Source organism: Maritimibacter fusiformis (assembly GCF_008086115.1).
Lineage (GTDB): Bacteria > Pseudomonadota > Alphaproteobacteria > Rhodobacterales > Rhodobacteraceae > Muriiphilus > Muriiphilus fusiformis.
In genome coordinates this window covers 1-18,456 of sequence record NZ_VSIY01000017.1, presented here as the reverse complement: position 1 = coordinate 18,456, position 18,456 = coordinate 1, and the positions used below count along the sequence as shown (strand labels likewise).

The 18,456-nt window shown below is 60.7% G+C and carries 15 protein-coding genes and 2 pseudogenes; 4 read left to right on the top strand and 13 right to left on the bottom strand.

What is annotated here, in order from left to right; translation table 11 throughout:
* Positions 1 to 294 precede the first annotated feature (294 nt).
* Positions 295 to 1,305, top strand: a complete 1,011-nt coding sequence (locus FVF75_RS17095) for a hypothetical protein (protein ID WP_148380012.1) — start codon at positions 295 to 297, stop codon at positions 1,303 to 1,305.
* Positions 1,306 to 1,537: 232 nt separating this feature from the next.
* Here the strand turns inward: FVF75_RS17095 and FVF75_RS17635 are convergent, their stop codons facing one another.
* From FVF75_RS17635 to FVF75_RS17060, 8 genes are all read right to left on the bottom strand, one after another.
* Entirely contained in the window at positions 1,538 to 1,702 is a 165-nt protein-coding gene (locus FVF75_RS17635) for a hypothetical protein (protein ID WP_009574204.1), read from the bottom strand.
* Positions 1,703 to 2,090: 388 nt separating this feature from the next.
* Positions 2,091 to 2,564 (bottom strand): hypothetical protein, encoded by a 474-nt coding sequence (locus FVF75_RS17090; RefSeq protein WP_148380011.1) that lies wholly within the window; start codon positions 2,562 to 2,564, stop codon positions 2,091 to 2,093.
* 99 nt (positions 2,565 to 2,663) lie between these two features.
* Complete coding sequence (locus tag FVF75_RS17085; RefSeq protein WP_148380010.1) at positions 2,664 to 4,832, bottom strand: ParB/RepB/Spo0J family partition protein; 2,169 nt, start codon at positions 4,830 to 4,832, stop codon at positions 2,664 to 2,666.
* A 106-nt stretch (positions 4,833 to 4,938) separates the two neighbouring features.
* Positions 4,939 to 5,994, bottom strand: coding sequence for a plasmid replication protein RepC (repC, locus tag FVF75_RS17080; protein WP_148380009.1), 1,056 nt, complete (start codon positions 5,992 to 5,994; stop codon positions 4,939 to 4,941).
* 240 nt (positions 5,995 to 6,234) lie between these two features.
* The gene (repB, locus tag FVF75_RS17075; RefSeq protein ID WP_148380008.1) at positions 6,235 to 7,218 is read right to left on the bottom strand and encodes a plasmid partitioning protein RepB; all 984 of its coding nucleotides are present in this window, start codon (positions 7,216 to 7,218) and stop codon (positions 6,235 to 6,237) included.
* On the bottom strand, positions 7,203 to 8,402 hold the full coding sequence (gene repA / locus FVF75_RS17070; protein ID WP_148380007.1) for a plasmid partitioning protein RepA: 1,200 nt from the start codon (positions 8,400 to 8,402) through the stop codon (positions 7,203 to 7,205). The genes repB and repA overlap by 16 nt, the downstream gene beginning before the upstream one ends.
* Before the next feature lie 366 nt (positions 8,403 to 8,768).
* On the bottom strand, positions 8,769 to 9,650 hold the full coding sequence (locus FVF75_RS17065) for a recombinase family protein (RefSeq protein ID WP_148380006.1): 882 nt from the start codon (positions 9,648 to 9,650) through the stop codon (positions 8,769 to 8,771).
* A 420-nt stretch (positions 9,651 to 10,070) separates the two neighbouring features.
* The gene (locus FVF75_RS17060; protein ID WP_043939875.1) at positions 10,071 to 11,210 is read right to left on the bottom strand and encodes a tyrosine-type recombinase/integrase; all 1,140 of its coding nucleotides are present in this window, start codon (positions 11,208 to 11,210) and stop codon (positions 10,071 to 10,073) included.
* 126 nt (positions 11,211 to 11,336) lie between these two features.
* Here FVF75_RS17060 and FVF75_RS17055 point away from each other — a divergent pair, with 126 nt between their 5' ends.
* Together FVF75_RS17055 and scpB are read left to right on the top strand one after the other, a co-directional pair.
* Positions 11,337 to 12,221, top strand: a complete 885-nt coding sequence (locus FVF75_RS17055; protein ID WP_148380005.1) for a DUF1403 family protein — start codon at positions 11,337 to 11,339, stop codon at positions 12,219 to 12,221.
* A gap of 47 nt (positions 12,222 to 12,268) precedes the next feature.
* Positions 12,269 to 12,880: an SMC-Scp complex subunit ScpB gene (scpB, locus tag FVF75_RS17050; RefSeq protein ID WP_148380060.1), complete on the top strand. Its 612-nt coding sequence runs from the start codon at positions 12,269 to 12,271 to the stop codon at positions 12,878 to 12,880.
* A gap of 16 nt (positions 12,881 to 12,896) precedes the next feature.
* On the opposite strand, the gene FVF75_RS17945 is transcribed toward scpB, so the two are convergent.
* The 3 genes from FVF75_RS17945 to FVF75_RS17035 all read right to left on the bottom strand — a co-directional run bounded on the left by FVF75_RS17945 (position 12,897) and on the right by FVF75_RS17035 (position 16,421).
* On the bottom strand, positions 12,897 to 13,823 hold the full coding sequence (locus FVF75_RS17945) for a TniQ family protein (RefSeq protein WP_425463241.1): 927 nt from the start codon (positions 13,821 to 13,823) through the stop codon (positions 12,897 to 12,899).
* Positions 13,824 to 13,903: 80 nt separating this feature from the next.
* Entirely contained in the window at positions 13,904 to 14,770 is an 867-nt protein-coding gene (locus FVF75_RS17040) for a TniB family NTP-binding protein (RefSeq protein WP_009573528.1), read from the bottom strand.
* Between the two features lie 16 nt (positions 14,771 to 14,786).
* Positions 14,787 to 16,421, bottom strand: a complete 1,635-nt coding sequence (locus FVF75_RS17035) for a Mu transposase C-terminal domain-containing protein (RefSeq protein WP_067627162.1) — start codon at positions 16,419 to 16,421, stop codon at positions 14,787 to 14,789.
* Between the two features lie 167 nt (positions 16,422 to 16,588).
* Here FVF75_RS17035 and FVF75_RS17030 point away from each other — a divergent pair, with 167 nt between their 5' ends.
* Positions 16,589 to 17,569: a hypothetical protein gene (locus FVF75_RS17030; protein ID WP_148380003.1), complete on the top strand. Its 981-nt coding sequence runs from the start codon at positions 16,589 to 16,591 to the stop codon at positions 17,567 to 17,569.
* 321 nt (positions 17,570 to 17,890) lie between these two features.
* Here the strand turns inward: FVF75_RS17030 and FVF75_RS17025 are convergent.
* A pseudogene (locus tag FVF75_RS17025) lies at positions 17,891 to 18,022 on the bottom strand (IS5/IS1182 family transposase); the annotation flags it as partial.
* 9 nt (positions 18,023 to 18,031) lie between these two features.
* Positions 18,032 to 18,456, bottom strand: a pseudogene (locus FVF75_RS17020) (ISKra4 family transposase); the annotation flags it as partial.

Sequence of the window (18,456 nt, the reverse complement as noted above, 5' to 3'; positions counted from 1 at the left end):
GAGGCAGCAATACGTTGAGGGAATTAGCGACGCGATGGCCCCTTTTCTGACATCCGCGCGGGGAACTGCTGGTTATCAGTTTCTGTGCGTCTTACCTGACCAAGGCAGCGCCACAACTGGCCGCTTGCCCGCGCCTGCTGGCCATCGTCCACCGGAGCGAGCCTCCCGAAACCCTCTATATTTGAAATGACTGGAGCGTACTGCTCGGAGAAAATGAGCAAGCGATGCCTCGGCGTTTGACAGGATGGCCGGGCCGGGCAAACCTCACTTCATTGAGGGAATAGGTAGGGTTGTATGTTAAACGAAAATGCATATCGGGACAGCGTCCGAGAGAGGGACCTGGACAACTTTCTGGTCGAAGAACTTTCGTCCTCCGACGACTTTCGCGACTGGCTTCTGAGCCGCATCACGGCTGATTTCCTGCCGCCGGAGACCGGAGATATTCGCGTGCGCAAGAGCCCTGTCCGCGCCAGCCTCGACGGTCGGCAAACCGATGTAGAGTTGGGCTGGTTCTCCCGCGGCGATCAGCAAGCCTGTGTGCTACTGGAGAGCAAGGTCGCCGACAACTTCCAAACCGGCCAGGCCGAGTCATATTTCGGCGAGGTCCAGGCGCAGTTACTCAAGCTGGGGCCTAAGAGGGCGGCCGCCGTGCTCGTCGCCCCGGCCGGCAAGATGCCAAGCTTACAGCACAACGGCGCGTTCGCGGCAGATGTCACGATCGAGGAGATCATCGCTTTCCTGGAAAGCCGGCTCGTGGATCTCGACGAAGGGGAGCTGTCTCGGCGGCTATCAGTGAGGATCGAACTCCTGGAGGCCCTGGCCGGGAAACGGGCGTCGGGTGGCTGGGTGGCGAGCACAGTGGCCGAGAAGAAGGACTTCGGGATCGCCTACGAGCAGTTGGCATCGGAAATCCTGCCCGATTTGAAAGTTCGGCCTTCGACTGATGGCCCCAAGGCGACCACACGCATCTTCGAAGCAATGCATATCTCGGCGCTTCCCAACATGAGGCTACGGCACGAATTTGGAAAACAAGAAGCCTGGAAGTACACTAACGTCCAGTTCCCGAAGCAGGCAAATCGAGTCGCGGTGTTGCGTTCAAGCGCGCTGCTGCAGGGGACCTCTTATCAAGTGGAAACCGCAGGGCAGAGCCTCTCCATTCGCGCCAGGACGCCCGGCGTGAACCCGATGCGCCCCTTCGAGGACGAACAACACAAGGTCGAGGCGGGTCTCATCGCGACCCGGGACCTTTTGGCATGGATCCGGGCCAATGCGGCCGAGATCGCGCGCCTTCTTGAGACCAACTGAGCCGTCTCCACCGTCGCTTGGTCAGTCGTTTTCGCGCAAACGCTCGACATAGGAGGGAACACGCGCGATGGAGAGGTCACGATGGAAGGCAATGCGATCAGGGAGCAACACGGTTCACACCGGGTCGCATACCGACGTTCTTAGGATCGGCATCGCCGATCTCTTTGTCGGTGATAGGAGAAGGGGCGCACCTGCGCCGCGCACGGGGCCCAAAGGAGGTGAGGCCAAGGCCTCACCCGAAGGGATCGTATTCCGAGACGATCACGACCTCGTCCCCGTCGATTTCATCGGCGGGGACGGCGCCATAGGTTCCATCACCGGCCTGGAAGACGACGATCGAGACCATGAGCGTGGCGGCGAGGGAGGCGGCGAAGGCGTGTGCATCTTTGCGGGACATCTGTTTGGCTCCTGTCTTGGAGGCGGAGGACCATCCCCCGCGCGACAGGACCCCGCAGGCCCGAAGACTGGCTGACATCACCGGGTGCGTTCGGCTCGTCCGAATCCACCCGGCGGCACGGGTTCGCCCGTAGTCCGACCCCTCGCGGGTTGATCTCGAAGACAGGATTCGGGGCAAGGAAGGGAATGGCGAGCGGGGGATGGTGCGACCGCTGACTGGAGCCGTATGTTCCGCTGATGCTATCGCTGCCAGCCTCCCGGGCAGGCTTTTCAAGGAAGACCTCATTCCGTGTTGGATTGGATCCTATGGTGCCCCGCGATTTCGCGGGAAAGGGTCGTGATGGGTGAGAGGCCCGCGCTTTGGCGGGCCCCTTGGGTTCTACATGGGCTCAGGCGGCAAGCTCCGCGCCCCCTGCCCTATCGCCGTCCTCGCTGCCGACGATCTCCAGCCGCGCGTTGCGATAGCCTTCTTTGGCGATCCAGAGTTCGGCAGCCGTGACAGACTCGGCCAGGTGGAGCAGTTCCGTGCAGCCGCCAAAATCCACCAGGACGCGCACCTGTCCGGGCTTCGGTTCCTCTGCTACCTCGAAGGTCAACGCACTGTCAGCCGAATGCGTTCGCATGATGGTGACAAGAATGACCCCGTCCGAGGAGAAGTTCCCCTCGTGCAGCGTGAACGACGCCGGCGCCGTCCAGGTTGGATAGGGTCGCGGCGGCTCCTTCTTGACGAGACGTCCAACGCCGTTCGAGCGTTCCCAGGCCGCGAGCTTCTTTGTGAACCGGGCGGGCGGTTTCGTTGTGCTATCGGTGTAGCGAATGAGCGCGCCCAGGGGCGCGGTTTCGAGAATGGTGGTTGCAGACATGATTCCTCATCCTGAATGCGTCATTTTGCATTCATCTTATTGATATTGTTGTATTTTATGTAATTGAGGGCGGGTTTCCCCGCCCTCGGATGGCGCGGATCACTCGGCAGCCATCATCGACGCATCATCACCCGGCAGGTCAGCGGTGAGGAAGGCGGGAAGGTCGACATCCTCGGTCTGACTGGCGTCGGAAACGGGCTCAGGCACCCCCTGCCCTTCCGCACCGTCGAGTGCTACCAGGTCGTGACGGCGAAGAACCTCTGGCAACCAACCGCTGCCTTTCAGCAGACGCTCGGCTTCGGTCGCCATCTCGCCCTTCTTCAGGTGATCGAGGAGTTGCGCCGTCCCCTCCCCTTTAGCCTCACGTACGGCCTCGAGGATCCGGACCTTTGGCACGCGGTTCAGGTAGGTATCGACCGTCGGCTCCCAACCCGCCTCGACCATGTCGAGATCGACCGCCTGTGCGACCAAGTCGGACTGGGCCATCCGCTTGGTCAAACCGCTGGCGGAGATACCGGCACCATAGGGGTTCACCTTCTCATAGAGCGCGTTGATCCCGAAGCTGAGGCAATGCGCGAGCAGCGACAGCCGGCTCCCTTGATCAAGGGAGGTCAGGTAGTCCCAGAGCGCGGCATCGTCGCCGAGCGGCAAGTCGGCCTCCCACTCCGCATGGCGATCGTCCACCAACTTGGCCACCACGCTGTCCTTCAGATCGCTCGCCTGCGCCGACATGTAGACGTGACGGACCGAAGCCTCGAGGCAGCTGCCGGCCGAACTGGATGTCCGGAAAGTGTCGTTGACGAGCTTCAGGAGCAGCAGCGTCAAGGCGACGTCGGGAGAACGCCCGACAGCTTCCCGCAGTGCCAATGTCCGGTGCGCCGTCAACTCCATGACCAGCCGCTCGGGCAACGGCTTCAACGCACCATCGTCCTCGTCGTCGGACACGTTGGCGCCAAGCGCCTGACCAGCAGAGGTGATCACCGTGCCATGGCCGATACCATCCACATTACTCCCCGCTGAAAGCTCAGCGCCCTGCCCGCCTGCCGCCTGTTCACCGCTGTGGACGTCGGCATCTTGCCGAGGTTCATCCTCGGGCCGGACAAAGCCCCGATAAGCTGCAAGCTCGCCATAGCGATCAAGCGTCACGAAGGCCCCTGCCGTCGCGATCTCCTCCGCGTCGAAGATCAGCGGCCTGGCCTCGAGCTTCTCCATCGCGACTTCCAGCTCGCCAAGACGTGCGTCGATCTCTTCGGGGAACTCATCCTGTCCCTCGTATTGCTCTTCGAGCGCCCGGTACTCGGCAAGCAGTTTGGCATGGGCCGCGCCTTCGTCATCTGTCATCGGCGCCGGGTCGCCATTGAGCCGACGCAAGCCGTGGCTGTAGCCATAGGGCAAGTCGAGAGAGACCTCGATCCACTTCCAGCCCTCGGTCGCGATCGCTTCGGCTTCAGCCTGAAGCCTCTCGCTGACCAGTCGGTCGAGCAGGGCCGGGTCTTCCAGCCAACCGCCGTCGTCGCCCTGGAAGAGGTCGTGCAACATGGTGCCGCCAGCAGCCTCGTACGCCTCGACGCCGACAAAGGCGGCCCGACGGTCAGACGCGCGCACCGACGTTTCCGTCAGCATCCGCCGGATCTGATAGGGCTCCTTGTTCCAGGATGACCGGATCGCCTCCCAGACCTGAACCTGGCGCTCATGATCCGGATTGACCGTGAAGGCCATCAGCTGCTCCAGCGTCATCTCGTCCTCGGCATAGAGCTCAAGCAGGGCAGGGGCCACGGCGGCGAGTTTCAGGCGCTGTTTCACCACCTGCGGCGTGACGAAGAAGGCGGCTGCGATCTCTTCATCGCCTTGACCCTTCTCCCGCAACGCCACGAAGGCGCGGAACTGGTCGAGCGGATGCAGGGCTGCACGCTGCATGTTCTCAGCGAGCGAGTCGTCTTCGGCGAGGATGGTGGAATTGGCATCCCGCACGATGCAGGGAATGGGCGTGGTCTTGGCCAGGCGTTTCTGCTTCACCAGGAGAGACAGGGCCTGGAAGCGTCGGCCGCCAGCGGGGATTTCGAACTTGCCGGTCTCGGCCCCATCATCCGCCAGAACGGGCCGAACGCTCAGGCTCTGCAGCAACCCACGGCGGGCGATGTCTTCGGCCAGTTCCTCCACCGAGATACCGGCCTTGATGCGCCGGACGTTGGACTGGCTCAGCACGAGCTTGTCGAAGGGTATGTCCCGGGACGGGGACAGGGTGACTTTCTGGGCAGATTTGGCCATCAGATCTTCTCCGCGACGGGCGCCGGAAGCCACTCTCCCGATCTCACTTCCCGTCACCCCTTTCACAGCCCATCTCTACCTCTCGACATGTCCACCGCGGTGGACATCACGCAGTTGCTGTCCCAGAACGAGAAAGCCTCTCCAACAACAGTGATGGGTTGAAGTCAGTTTCTCTGCGACCGAGCGTGATGCTGTGGAAATACGCTCCAAAGTCTCGGATGCGATTGCTCATCTGGAGAATTATGAAGATGGCGCATGATGCTTTTTGAGAGCCTATCTTCTTAGCAGCCTTTTCGAAGGTGCTTTCGTGGATTCCCATCATTGGAGCGAGCGTTCTCGCGTGACTTTCGACATCGTGCCAGTTCCTAAGTGAGTTCGTTGCGAACGATGTAGCCTGGTCACAAACTGTTGTGAGCGTTTGCAGGGGAGGTGTTTGGCTGTTGGTCCCCCTTTCTAAATCTTTTTGTTCTTTTTTAGACTTAGAGTGGTGGCGGACAGTTTGCCCGTCATTGGCGGGCAGTTTCATTGTTTCTGGTGCGTCCACCGCGGTGGACATCTGTTTGCATTGAGCCTCCAGTTCGCCGAGCAAAGTACGATACTCCGCGATCGAGAGCTTCCTCCGAAGAACTCGGCGTACCTGATGAGTGAGTTCGTTCTCGGGGTCAGCTTCGTCGATCTGAGCAAGTTTGGTTAGGATTTGCTTTCGCAAAAACACGCGATCCCGACGAGCGTTTTCCATCGCTTGGGCTGTCGCAAGTAGTTCGCCGGCACGCGCGAGCAACGGAGCCAGCGACAACCCATAGCTAATGGACTGACCTTCGGAGGACTTCACTCGGTATCTCTTGCGATTTGGGCTGTCGTGGCGCTTCATGAAACCGAGTTCAACAAAGCGATCGATGTGCCTACGGAGGGTTCGTTCATCGATCCCGCCAACTCGACGGCAGATCTCGTCGTTGGAAGCGAAGACTGTGTCTCCATGCCCAGGCTTGAGAAAGCTCAGCATCGCTTGGAGTGTTTGAACATGTCCTGGACGGAGACCGAACAGGCTGCGAGTATCTCTGAGCGCGCGGAAGACTGCCCAGATGTCGGTTTCAGGTGTTGACGTGGCGGGGGTGCCCTTGCCGACGCCAAAGGTCTGAACGGAAAGCTTTGTGAATGCCATGTTTGTTGAACGACGACCGTTGCGGCCCACAACTTCCCCGGCTCTTCCCGCTGTTCTTGGCGAGAAAAGGCAACAAAATGACGTCCACCGAATCGGTGACTCTTGACCGGTATGTCGGAGATTGCTACATCACAGGTGCTAATCAGATGATGAGGGCTCTCCGGGGGAAACCTTGGGGGGCTCTTTTCTTTTTGGTCTTCGCCTTTCTCCTCTGCTCGTGTTTTTGGTTATGACCGGGGATCAGCTCCCCGAGCCTCTCTCATTCTGCCATTGTTCAAAAAGCTGTCGCAGCGTGGTTTCCGCGCGATCTTCGAGCCATTGGCCGAATTCCGGGTTGTCCTTGCGGGTGATCTTGATAGCGATCGACTTGCCATCGACTGAAAGTGTGCCGACAGGGCTACCACTATTGTCCTTTACCACGGTCGTTTGGCCACGGGCGCTTTGGTCGGCTGCGCCACGCGCCTTGCTGGAGCAAGCAACATAGACGGCTTGAAACTTGTCCGAGCTTGGAGTGGTGTCAGGCAGAGAGGCAAGTGTCTCACGCGCAATGTCGACAAGCGGAACCTTCTCTGAAAGTGCAGCAAGATCACCCCATTGGCGTCGACCTACGCCATGAGCCGGGCCGATAAGCCGGACAAGTTCGTCAGGCAGCTGCTCGATGACTACACGATGGTTCGACACACCTTGCCGGGTGAGGCCTAGGGCGTCCTGAATGACGCCAGGCTTGTAACCGGCCTCCTGCATCTCTTTGATAAAAAGAGATTTTTCAATGAAGGACGGATCCAGCCGCAGGTTGTTTTCCTGACCTTGCGCGATCAGAGAAGCATCATCATCGAGCGTTCGAACGATCGCTTTGACGGTTCCACCAACTCTTCGAATGGCTGCAAGTCTGCGACGCCCGTAGATGATGCGGTATCGATCCGGTTGGTCAGAGGGGCGAACCATGATCGGCACTTGCTGACCATGCTTGCGAATGCTTTCGGCGAGATCTTCAATGCTACTATCTTCCAGGATCAGGCGATCCCGGAGGCCATCCATATCGATCCGGTCGGGTTCGATATCTCGGATTGAGTTGGCAGTGATTTCCCGGAGAGAGTCCCGCAATCCGCCAACCGAGCCAGGTAGCTTCGAGGATTTGACCGGGGCAGGGGAGGGGGCTGCCGACTCTTTCTCGTCTTTCGGTGGCTGGTTGAAGATATTTCGAGCCATCAGCGACGCCCCCATGCCATTTGGATTGTCTGCTCCAGCTCATCGGCAACGCTGTTCACGCTGGTCAAAGCCCGATCAATGGTCTTCCGAATGAGCTGGCTCGGGTCTACCTCATAGATGGTTTGCTGAGTCATGCCGGCGTCAGAAATGGCTGTCGACTTCAGCATCGGTTCAGTCATGACTTGGCCCGCAAGGATTGAACGTAGGTACCCGGCCATTTGCGTTTGTGGTCCGTCCGACGGCTCGTAGCGTGTGATCAGGAACTTTACGAAGTCCCAAGTGACATGTCGTCCAATCGCCTCTTCGACGGCTTTGACCGTTTCCGAAGCGAGTTTGAGGAACTGGCTCATCGAAGCGATGTCGAGCATGCCGGGGACGACAGTCACAAGTAAGCCCGTGGACGCTGCCAATGCTGTCAATGTCAGGAAGCCCAGCTGCGGAGGGCAATCGATCAGCACGATGTCATAGTCTGAGTCGACTTCCTCTAGCGCCAGAGCAAGACGCTCTGCAAAAATCGGCTGAACCCTGCGCGCAAGGGCATTCGCTGTCTCGGTTTCGTACTCGGACAACATCAAGCCAGCCGGGACCATGTCGAGCTTGTGGAAGTATGTTTTCTGGATGACCTCCGAGAGCGGAACCTGATCATCGTATCTCAATGCGTCGTAGATTGTGCCGCCTTCGGCGAATTCGAGCTCAGGCCGGAAGCCGAAAAATGTCGTCAAACTGGCCTGCGGGTCGAGGTCCAGCACAAGCACGCGGTAGCCACGCAGGGCATACCTGTGTGCCAAATGGATCGTCGCTGTTGTCTTCGAGCTGCCGCCTTTGAAATTCACGACCGAAATGACCTGAAGACGGTCACCGTCTCGGCGGCCAGGTTTGTACGCGTCAGCATTTTTGCCTGTCCGCGCCAAAATGTTGCGGAGGTCGTCAACTTCTTCGGCCGTGTAGAACCTATGACCGCGACCGTCAGTGTGAACTTCTGGGAAGCTGCCATCTTTGTGGCGGTTGCGCAGGTTCGACGTACTAACGCGCAGCAACTCGGCGACCTCGGTCGAGCTGAAGCGGCGCAAGGACTTGCGTTCTTCTGGTTCGAACGCAACTTTCATCTGCCGGTCAAGCGACTCAGCAAGACTGTCTGCAAATGCTCCGATGTCGGAAGAGCCTATGCCTTGCGCGTAGCCCGTATTTCGATCATCCATGTTCTGCCGCCTCTCATGGCCTTTGCTAAGGCTCTTTGTCGTTCTGACGGTCGAAGCCACGTCTGACGCGTTTTACCGTCAGAATGGAGATGCCACGAACATCTGAGTCCGGCAAGAAGAATCTAGATGTAGTGGAAAAGTTATCCACAGCACCAATTTGGTCGCGCAGGGCTTACGCTAGATAAAGCATTGATTACCAACGATAAAAACCGTGTCTGGCGAAACCGACATCCTTCGAGATATTTTCTGCTCGCGCGAACTAACCCCAAGGCATTGTTGGATATTTACGTGGTTTTCGTCCAATTGAGGCGATGATTCTGGAAGATTTGGGCCGAGCGAACAGGGTGGTTTGCCGACCATTAGCGCCTACAAAAGGCCGAGGCGCTCTGCACGCTCCAGCAGCATTCTGACTGAGGAAGGCTGCCAGCTGGTTCGACCGCGAGGGGTGCGCTCACGCATGGATTCGAGTCGGTCGCAGATTGCCTGCAAGGTGATCTCGGGGTCAGCACCTTTGATTGCGGCGACAATCGCAGGCAGGCGATCGTCGGTTTCGCGACGTCCAGCGCGTCCAAGCACTTCAGCGGGCAGGAATCCGTCCCCCACGTATGCCTTCACGGCGCGGAGCAAACGGCTTTGGGTCCAGTGGCGGTCGTGGGGCAGGGGAGCATTGATGATACGCAGCACGTCTTCCCAGGCCATATCCGGCCGCAGGCGGCGTACATGGGGCACCCAATCCTGCGCTGTTTCGTGCAAGCGCTCCATGTAGCCGTCCTGTCGTGCCAACCGCACCTTGCGCAGCGCTTCAGGGTCCTTGGCGCGAAGACCTGGGTTGCCGCCGACGCGGCCCTTTGAGCGTGCCGAGGCAAGTCCGGCTTTGGTACGCTCGCGGATCAGAGCGCGTTCGAACTCAGCCGCAGCGCCCAGAACCTGCAACGTGAACTTGCCCTGGGGCGAGGCAGTGTCAATCGGGTCCTGGAGCGAGCGGAAGAACGCCCCCTTGCCCTCCAGTCTTTCGATCACCTCAAGCAAGTGCGACAAAGACCGCGCAAGCCGGTCGATCCGCACGACGACCAGCGTGTCGCCCTTGCCAATCCGCTCCAGCACACGTGCAAGCACGGGCCGCGCGCGATTGCCGCCCGAGGCGTGCTCTTCAAAGATCTCGGCGCATCCCGCAGACTGCAGTGCCTCAGACTGGGGCAGGGGGGTCTGATCCTCGGTGGAGACGCGCGCATAGCCAATCAGGGGCATGAAACTGGGCCGTTTGCAATTTAATATATCGTCAATAAACGACCGTTTATAAACAAATGCAAGCAAGTGTTCTCTCGTCGTGCTGGTGCACAATCCCTTGGTTTCCTTGCGCTGAGCGCGATCTGGGAGGTTCCGCCAGCAGTCGCGCGGGCATACTATATAAAGAGCGAAGGCAACCGTCATAAAATCACTTGGGTAATGTGCAAAAGATTAGTATTTTGCACATATGAAGCCGCAACCGTCTGCATTGACTGATGATTTCGATGACGCCCTCATCACATTCGAGGAGGATGAAGAGGCTCACGACGAGGATCTCTGGTTGTCGCGTTTAGTTCCTGATTTCAATTGAAGCAGTAAGCTGAAACTGAAGTGCTGGAATTTCATCTTAGCGCTTCACCAACGCGTCAAGATTCCTGAGCTTCACAGCCCTGCGGCTTTGGTCAGGTTCACCCTGAACCTGTCGCGCCTGCGCTGGTAGCGCCGGGTCATCTCGGCCGACGCATGTCCGAGTTGCTTTTGAACATAACGCTCATCAACCTCTGCCGACGAGGCGAGCCCGGCACGCAAGGAATGCCCCGAGAACATTGCCAGCCGTTTGGCTTCCGGCAAATCGGATCTGACGCCGCTCTTCAGAACGGTTGCTTTGATCAGCCGTGCGACGTGCTTGTCGGAAAGGCGGGCCTCGAGCGCACGTTTGCCATCCCGCGATGTTCGCACGAAGACCGGCCCGAAGTCGATCTTTGCAAAATACAGCCATTGCTCAAGTGCGTGGACAGGACAGGTCTGGTCGCTTGAGCCGCGCCCGACCTCGACCTCGCGCCACCCGGTCTTGGCGTTCAGCGTCAGCAGAGCGCCATCTTCGAAAATCTCGATCCAACCGCCGGAGTCCGGTGTATCATCCTTGTGCACGTCAAGGCTCACGATCTCGGAGCGACGGAGACCTCCAGCATAGCCCAGAAGTAAGGTCGCCCGGTCTCGAAGCCCGCGGAGATCATAGGGAAGGGTGCCCACCATGGCCTGGATGTCATCGGGCAGGATCGCTTCCTTCTGAACCGGCGGACGCGCGTGTCTGCGCCTAATCCCGGCCAGAACGGTGGCGACATGGCGGTCCTTGCGATCAAGAGTGAACCCGCGCTGCCTGTAGTTCCAAGCGAGGCCGGAGAGGCGCCGCTCAATGGTGGAGACCGAGAGAGCAGGGGCCTTACCAGTCGCGGCGGCCAGGTCCGCCACATAGAGCCCGACCATCTCGGGCGAGGGGGGCAGGGGATCCGTCCCTTTCAACCGGCACCAACGGGTGAAGTGTTTCCAGTCGGCCGAGTAGGCCTTATTGGTGTTCTCAGCTGTTGAGGCCTCGGCGTAGTCGCGCGCGGTGTCGATCAGCCGGTCGAGCGCGCCGGAGCCGGCCACATGAGCGGGCAGAGCGATTGAGGCTCGGTCCCGAGAGGTTCTCTCGTCGTGTTCGTCACTGTTCAGCGAGTCATAGGACGCTGAGCTCGAAATCTCTGCGTCAGACGCGTCGGAATCCTCGATTCTGGTGCCGTTATTCGTGAGACTGCTCATGTTTCCGAGCATATCAGTGTTACGTCTGATAATGCAAGATTATCGGACATCATGGCAAAAGATAGAGCGAGGCGTTTTCTGTGCTATTTTCTGGAGCAAAGCGCCGCGATGGTTTAGGCTTCAGTCATGACATTTGCCCGACCGGAACACTCCATCGACACAGACACTCTACCCCGGATGCCCGCATGGGTCACCTCGGCACGTCCTGAAGCCTTTGAAGATGTGGCGTTTTTATCGGGCGCGGCGCTGAACCACCTGCATCTTGTGTTGGGACGCGAAGAGGTCCCCAAAGCCTTGTTGCGGGATCGGCTGGCGCTGCGAGCGGCCGAGGCATGTGCCGGGTTTTCTGGTCGGCCGGAAAGAGCCCCAGAGCTGCGCGACGCGATTCATCTTCTGCGCCCTGGCGATCTACCTGGTCCCGCGGGGGAAACTTACCTTGCCTGGCGTCGCGCGGTGGAGCGGCCGGTGTCGATCAAGGCTCTGGGCCGAGCCTTGCCGATCTTGGAGTTGGGCCAGATTGCTACATGGCTCGATACGGGGAAGGGAGCGCCGGTGACCCGTGCCGCGATAGCGCTGGATGCTGTCCTGACGGAGGCACCCCGTGCCAAAGTCCCGGCGTTGATCCTCGCGGACGCCGCCCTCGCCCAGGCGCTTGGTTGGGATCGTGTCGTGCCGCTGCTGGCCGCGGGTTTGAAACGCACAGACCTGCGCAAGCGGGGTGACGATTTGCGCCTAGCCTGTCATCGCGCAGTGACCGCATCCGCGGTCGAGGCCGCGCGTCTGGCTGTCGATCTCGCGCGTCGGGCTTCGCTTTTGAAAGGAGTTGCACCAAAGCTTCGGGCCAAGGGGGCAGGGGCGGCGGTGAAAATATTCCTGACGCAGGACGCCGTGGCGCCCAGTGCCCTGCCTTTGCCGGACCGCGCGGCGCGGCGGCTCTGTGACCGGCTTGTCGATCTCGGCGCGGTCCGTGAGCTAACCGGGCGCGACACATTCCGGCTCTACGGGGTGTAGCCATGAGCATGGACAGCGAAAGTGGGAACCGGTTTCGCGGTTCGGACATGCGACCAGAAAGGAAGTCGAAGGATCGACCAGAAGCTGAGCTTGATCGCGAGTTGCTCGACCTGCCACCGGAGTTGCGCTGGCGGGAATGGATGCGCCGGATCGAGGCGGTGCTGTTTGCCTCTGCCTCGCCTGTACCGCGCGAGGATCTGGCGCGCATAGTGGGGCAGGGGACTTCGGTTGATCTGCTGTTGGAAGACCTTGCCGCTGATCTGGAAGGGCGGGCGTTCGAGATTGCCATGGTCGCAGGGGGGTGGATGTTCCGGACGCGGCCTGTTTACGCGCCTGCGATCCGCGCCGCAGCGGATGTCGGAGACCAGTTGCTGGACCTGAACGAGTTCGACGTCGCGATTTTGGCGGCCATCGCCTACCACCAGCCGATCACCCGCGATGGGCTCAAAGACATCTTTGGCAAAGAGATCAACCGGGACCTGATCGGAAGGCTGCATGCGCAGGGTCTGATTGGAACTGGGCCGCGCGCGCCGCGTCGTGGTGCCCCCTATACCTTCGTGACCACAGACGCGTTCCTCGCAGCTTTCGGGCTGGAGAGCTTGCGCGACCTGCCAGACGCTGAACAGCTGAATGATGCCGGGCTGGCCGCGCGCGCCTGAAACTCACCGGGAATTTTTACAGCGCTTGCCGCTGCTGATCGAGCCGCGCGGCCGCCTGAACGAGATCCGCCAAATGCGGGCCAGCGGTGGTAGAGCAAGGCCCAGCTTTGGGCCGAGGCAGGACGGCAACGCTGAAAGATGTGACCAGTCCGCTCCAAGCTGGCGCAGCCTGAACGACGCGTTTCCAATAAGAGATCGCGGGACTTCTTCGCGTTCCGAAAGGCGTCGACCGCCCTTCCGTCAATTGCCGAAGCAGATGATAGCGATCTCGATGAGGGAGGCGCGCGATGGACATGCGCTGTTTACCAAATTGAAAGCAGGCTGATCCAAGAAGGTCCGGGAGTGATCGCCCCTCTGCCATTCGATGCCCTGCTGCATGCAAACGAAGCAGATCGTCGATCAGGCGCTCAAGACGCCGAACCCCATTGGTGGCAGGACGGGTGCGTTTGCAGAGGGCCGCGCCGCACCGGGCGCAGATCTGATGCGGCACAAGACGCTTCTGGCTGAACGGAGCCAATCCGCCCCCGCAAGACGGGCACCTGTCTCGAAGCCGACAACCGTGGTGAAAGCAAGAAACGCGTGTCGCCAGGCTCCAGCCTCGGCGAAAATAGGGCGTTTCGTCTTCCGCCAGACAGGCCGGGCAGAATTGCAGCCAGGTCGCCTGCGTCTTTGGTGCGCAACTCTGCTGAGGCGATGCCCGCAGGGGCAAACGCAACCGGGCCAAGGGGTCAGGAGCAATGGTCAGAGCCGCGATGTCTTCCAAGGGTATGTGGGTATGTTCTCCCAGAAACTGCAGAATGCGATCTGGCATCGCTCGATCAAGACGTGCCGACCAGTTCTGACCTGGCGCTCCGAGAAGCGCACCAAAATAGTGCGGAGGTATGCCGTTTGCGTAAGCGAGGCGGTGCAGCCAGCTCGACAGAAGTTCACCTGGTGCGGGCATAATGCTCATGGGCCAACGGTTTCCCGCCACACTTTCATACCGCTCTGCAGGCGTCACGGAGATCCCGGTCGGCCCAAACCTCATGTCATCTCGTGACGCAAAGCGGAATTGCGGCGCCTCGAGAGAGGCACATAGCCAAGGTCCGACAGGGTTGCGCCCGTGATCCGGTCCTCACCGCGCGAGATTGCCGCAACTGCCGCCCTGGTGACTATCTCGATAACCTCGCCGATCAGCCCCTCTGACAGATCGTGGATGATCTTTGCCAAGGGTTCGCGCGACAGATCGGAGGCATTGGCTAGCGGCAGACTTACCTCAAGGCTGTCCAGAAGTGTCGCGAAATCCTCGTCATACGCCCAGCGTGGAATGGGGATCGTATCGAAGCGTGAGCCCATTTCGTCCGTGTCATGCACCGCATCGTAGATCGCGATTTCGCCGACAAGGACGGGTGAGATGTCATGCACTCGTGCGATCCGCCGCAAGAACGAGAAGATGGCCTTCACATCCTCGCGCCGCCCGCGCAACGCGCTGTGGAACTCGTCGAAGATCAAAAGGCGCGGCTTCAGGCGCTCCAGAAGATGATCGACCTGATCGCCGGCGCGGGCCAGGCTGCGCCAGCCAGCGGCTTGTGGCGCGCGCAATCCGGACAGGATGCTGGCATAGAAATGCGACAGCCCTGCACCTTCCCGGGTCTGAATCACCCACACCTTTTGCTGCTCGGCAACACGCAGATGTTCGACGGCGAAGCGTTCGGCGATCATGGTCTTGCCGTTATGGTAGGGACCGGCAAGCAGCAAACCGCGTGGGCGCAGGGATGGCGGTCGCTCAAGCAGCAGTCGCATCGCGTCATGCGCCGCGCCGGCCGCCGGATGGCTGATCCAGCGCGGCGCGCGCACATGGGCGATCCGCACTGCGTCATCGGCCTGCAAGAGTGGGACGGTGGCGGACATGAGGTGGTCCGGCACCTTACCAATCCTCGATTGGGAAGACCCGCCGCGGACGATCCGGGTCGAGCTTTGCCTGGGCCGAGGCGGAAGGCGTAGCGAAGTCGGCATAAGGCTTCTTTGCCTCGGTGGCATGCCGGGCGCGGGTCATCTCCTTCAAACGGCTTTTGGGGGTTTTGGCGGCGGCAACAGTTGCGGCGATTTCGCGTCGGATGGCTGATGCCTCCTGCACAGGGCGCCGCTGGATTTCACGCCGCTGCTGTCGATCCGCCTGGTGCTGCCAAAGCGTGATCGGCTCGGCCAGTCCGTCCCGTCGCCTGACCGGCCGCCAGGCCTGCGTATCCGGATCCTTGACGTAGACATGGCTGATGTCGCGAGGATCATAGCACAGATCGAGCGGCTCCAGCCGGTCACGACGCGCAACCAGCGGGCCAAGCCAGGGCTCGAAATAGTCGATGGCGAAGAGACTGAAGCCCTGAGGTGAAATTTTCCGCGTCTTGCGTGGCAGGAAATTCAGCAGCACATCGACAGGCGCATCGATAGGCCGGTCCTTCGGCTGGAACCGATCTTCCCACTCTTTCGCCGGAACGGTCAGCCTGCGCGCATTCTGGCTCAGGTTGTGGTCGATGATCGCGAGCGCGATGCAGCGTTCAAGATCCGCGAAGCTGAGCCGTGCCCGCGCTTCCGAAGCATAGTCGCCCCGATCCGCGATGGAACGCCCCGTCTTGCCGGGCAAGGCGCGTAGCGCGGTGTTCACTTTCCCAAGCAGGCGTTCCACGACTCCGCCCCGATGCACGGTGCCCTTGTTCCGCATGCGTATGGCGATGCCATAGTCCGCGCATCCTCTGCTGAAGGTGCTGCTCTGGAACTCCTTGGCGGAATCGACGACGATTTGCTTCGGGCGACCGTGCATCGGCCAAGCATGATCGATACCGCGTTCTGCCAGCCAGTCAATCTTGCAGCACATCGCGTGCGCCAGACAAAGCGCGACAGACAGTCGTGACGGCCGCTCGAGGGTCAGGCAGAAGCCGATGATCGCGCTCGTGGCCACATCTGCAGCGATGGTCAGATAGGGACGACCAACGAAGACACCGTGGTCATCAATCACCTCAACAAATTGGATGTCTGCCGGCGTGTGATCGATCTGGACAACGTCGAGCGCGTGGTTAGCCCGGATGTAGCCCGGTCGCGGCTTCAGCCGGTGCAGGTGTTTACCATCCGACAGGCGGCGGCGGGCAATTTCTTCCGGGGCGAACAGAATGGGGATCCGCCGGGCGACAGTGACATAGGCGGGTGGAGTGTGCCCTTCCTCTGCGCAGCGGGTGCGGATCTCTTCAACGATCGGTGCAAGGTCCGGCTGCTCCGGGCGCAACCACATCTCCCGCAGGGTCACCGCGATGATGTTCTCGACTGCGGGGTTGATCCTTGGTTGTCTTGTTCCACTCCTTCGCGGCAGAAGGGACGATACCCTGCGCTCTTCCCGATACCGCGCCAGATAGTTGTAGACTTGGCGTGTCGAGAGCCGCAGCTCGGATGCCGCGCGCATCACGGCCTCACGCACCGGCGCCGCTCCGTCAAGAATCCGGTCCAACTCGCGCGCGGTACGCGTCGCCTTGGCCCACGCTTCATCCGAGGCATGCGCTTCGCCGGACGTCATCGATATGAAACTTCCGAGACCGGCTGGGTCATGCGCCAACAGGGCGGCCACTTGCTGAAATACGGAACCAAAATTGAAGCCTTAAGCTGAAAAATGATGTGTGCTTACCCCGTATCATCCAGAAATCACGTAATAATCATGTGCTGAAATGGTGAAGAAAATGCGACATCTGGTTCCTGCCGGGCCCGGCGGACGAGGAGCCCGACGATCTGGCGCCCGGACCACGGGCAGTACCACGCGAGACCGCGGTTCTCGACGACTGGCGGAAGGCTGAGGCGGGCCATGCCGCGAAGCTCGCCCGCGTCGCAGGCAGACTCGCTGCGCTGGACGAGCGGCTGAAGCGGAGTCCGGAGGGCTGGCGGCACAGACTCGCCCTTATCGAGGCGGCCAATCTGAGTTGGTTCGCGGGTGATCACATCGGTCTGGACCGGCTGGCGCTCTGGATCTCGCTACGCCTGTCCGGTGTCCAGGACGACGCGGCGGCGCTGGCACGTGTCGGATGGGCGGTGCGGCGGCTGACGGGTGGGCCGGGGCCCGAGATGGGCCTTTCCGCATTCCTTGACCGCCGTGATCCCAAGAACCTGGATGATGAAGTCGAACCGTTCGCGGATCGCGCGAGCGACTGGCTGGACTTGGTGGCGCAAGCAGCCGATTTGCACCCGATCGCCCGCGCCTGCATGGGCTTTCATCTCTGGAGCCTTGCTGGCCTTGGGCAGCACGGCGAGCAGATGGAAGCGGCGGTCACGGCGACGCGGATCGCGGCCAGCGAGGGCAGGGGCGCTATCTTTGCGCCTTTGGCCATGGGCGGGGCAGGGGGGCTACGCGCCGGTGGCTCGCCGACTGACCGTCTCGCCCGCTGGCTCGACGGGATGGAAACCGCATGCCTGACCGCAATGCGGCACCTCGACGATATCGAAGCATGGGCGGCAAGGGCAGAAGCTGCAATGGTCCCGCTCTCGGGCAAGACACCCCCAGCCTTGCGCGCCGCGCTGACCGAATGGCCCCTCGTCTCTGCCCCAATGGCCGAGGCCCTGACCGGGGCCAGCCGCACCGCCGTCCAGCGCAACCTTGCCTGGATGGAAGCGAGCGGCCTGATCCGCGAGATGACCGGGCAGGGGCGATATCGGATGTGGCGTGTCGCAAATTGAAGATAGCCGGAAGCTGCGGCATTCGTGCTGACGATGCAGAGAATTGCGCAGGCTTGGCATCTTCGCCGGCCAGAGCCAGCCCGCGAACAACTTGGCATCGGTCTCGAAGCTCCGGTCGGTTACCGCATGGGTGGCGATCCCGCCGATCATCCACCGTCAGCGCTGCTTCGCCACGTCGCAAGTGGCAAAGCCCAACTCCATCCTTAACAGGTTGCTGAATTAGTCGCTGATCCGGAACGCTGTCCCTTCAACGGTGCCGGTCTGGTGATCTTCACACCTGTCGACGGGTCTGAGGCGCCCACGTGGCGGCGTGCTTCCGCCTCATGCTCCCAGCAATCTGGGCAGTCGGGCCAGGTTATTGGCGGCCATCGTCAGAATGAAGCGGGAGCGCGCCCGTTCGACACCGCGATAGACGGTTTGAGCCATGCCGCCGACGGTTTGGGAGTGGGCAAAACTTGGTGGTTAAGCGGCCCGCTTTGAGACGCCTAGCCTTCTGTCAAGGACAGCGGCCCGAGTGACGGCAACCCGTTGCGCGCCCCGCGGTGACCATCTCATGCGCCGCCGCTTGCCCATGCGGGTGTTGCCGATGTCATCAACACAGCCTTCTGCCCGGGACGACGAAACTGCGAGGCCATTCCGGTGTCGATGGCCGTAGTCTACGAGCGCGTCGAAGTTGTTCGCAAGGTAGGAATAGAGGTCCTGGCACCGGGCTTTGACCCGCTTGGCCGCTTCTCGTAATTCTCGGGTTTCGGCGTGCAGACGATCGCAATCGATCTGAAGAACCTTGAGGATTGTCGCGGCGGTCATCACTTTGCCGTGCCAAAGGTGCCAACGCAGTGTATCAGCAGGTCGCTCGAAGAGTAGCGGCAACCCTGAAAAGCCCTTCG

Coding starts and splice junctions, on each gene's coding strand:
- FVF75_RS17065 (WP_148380006.1), bottom strand. CDS start 9,650: ATGCCCCTGATTGGCTATGCGCGCGTCTCCACCGAGGATCAGACCCCC.
- FVF75_RS17095 (WP_148380012.1), top strand. CDS start 295: ATGTTAAACGAAAATGCATATCGGGACAGCGTCCGAGAGAGGGACCTG.
- FVF75_RS17055 (WP_148380005.1), top strand. CDS start 11,337: ATGACATTTGCCCGACCGGAACACTCCATCGACACAGACACTCTACCC.
- FVF75_RS17060 (WP_043939875.1), bottom strand. CDS start 11,210: ATGAGCAGTCTCACGAATAACGGCACCAGAATCGAGGATTCCGACGCG.
- FVF75_RS17635 (WP_009574204.1), bottom strand. CDS start 1,702: ATGTCCCGCAAAGATGCACACGCCTTCGCCGCCTCCCTCGCCGCCACG.
- repB (WP_148380008.1), bottom strand. CDS start 7,218: ATGGGGGCGTCGCTGATGGCTCGAAATATCTTCAACCAGCCACCGAAA.
- scpB (WP_148380060.1), top strand. CDS start 12,269: ATGCGACCAGAAAGGAAGTCGAAGGATCGACCAGAAGCTGAGCTTGAT.
- FVF75_RS17035 (WP_067627162.1), bottom strand. CDS start 16,421: ATGACGTCCGGCGAAGCGCATGCCTCGGATGAAGCGTGGGCCAAGGCG.
- FVF75_RS17090 (WP_148380011.1), bottom strand. CDS start 2,564: ATGTCTGCAACCACCATTCTCGAAACCGCGCCCCTGGGCGCGCTCATT.
- FVF75_RS17040 (WP_009573528.1), bottom strand. CDS start 14,770: ATGTCCGCCACCGTCCCACTCTTGCAGGCCGATGACGCAGTGCGGATC.
- FVF75_RS17085 (WP_148380010.1), bottom strand. CDS start 4,832: ATGGCCAAATCTGCCCAGAAAGTCACCCTGTCCCCGTCCCGGGACATA.
- FVF75_RS17945 (WP_425463241.1), bottom strand. CDS start 13,823: ATGCCCGCACCAGGTGAACTTCTGTCGAGCTGGCTGCACCGCCTCGCT.
- repC (WP_148380009.1), bottom strand. CDS start 5,994: ATGGCATTCACAAAGCTTTCCGTTCAGACCTTTGGCGTCGGCAAGGGC.
- repA (WP_148380007.1), bottom strand. CDS start 8,402: ATGGATGATCGAAATACGGGCTACGCGCAAGGCATAGGCTCTTCCGAC.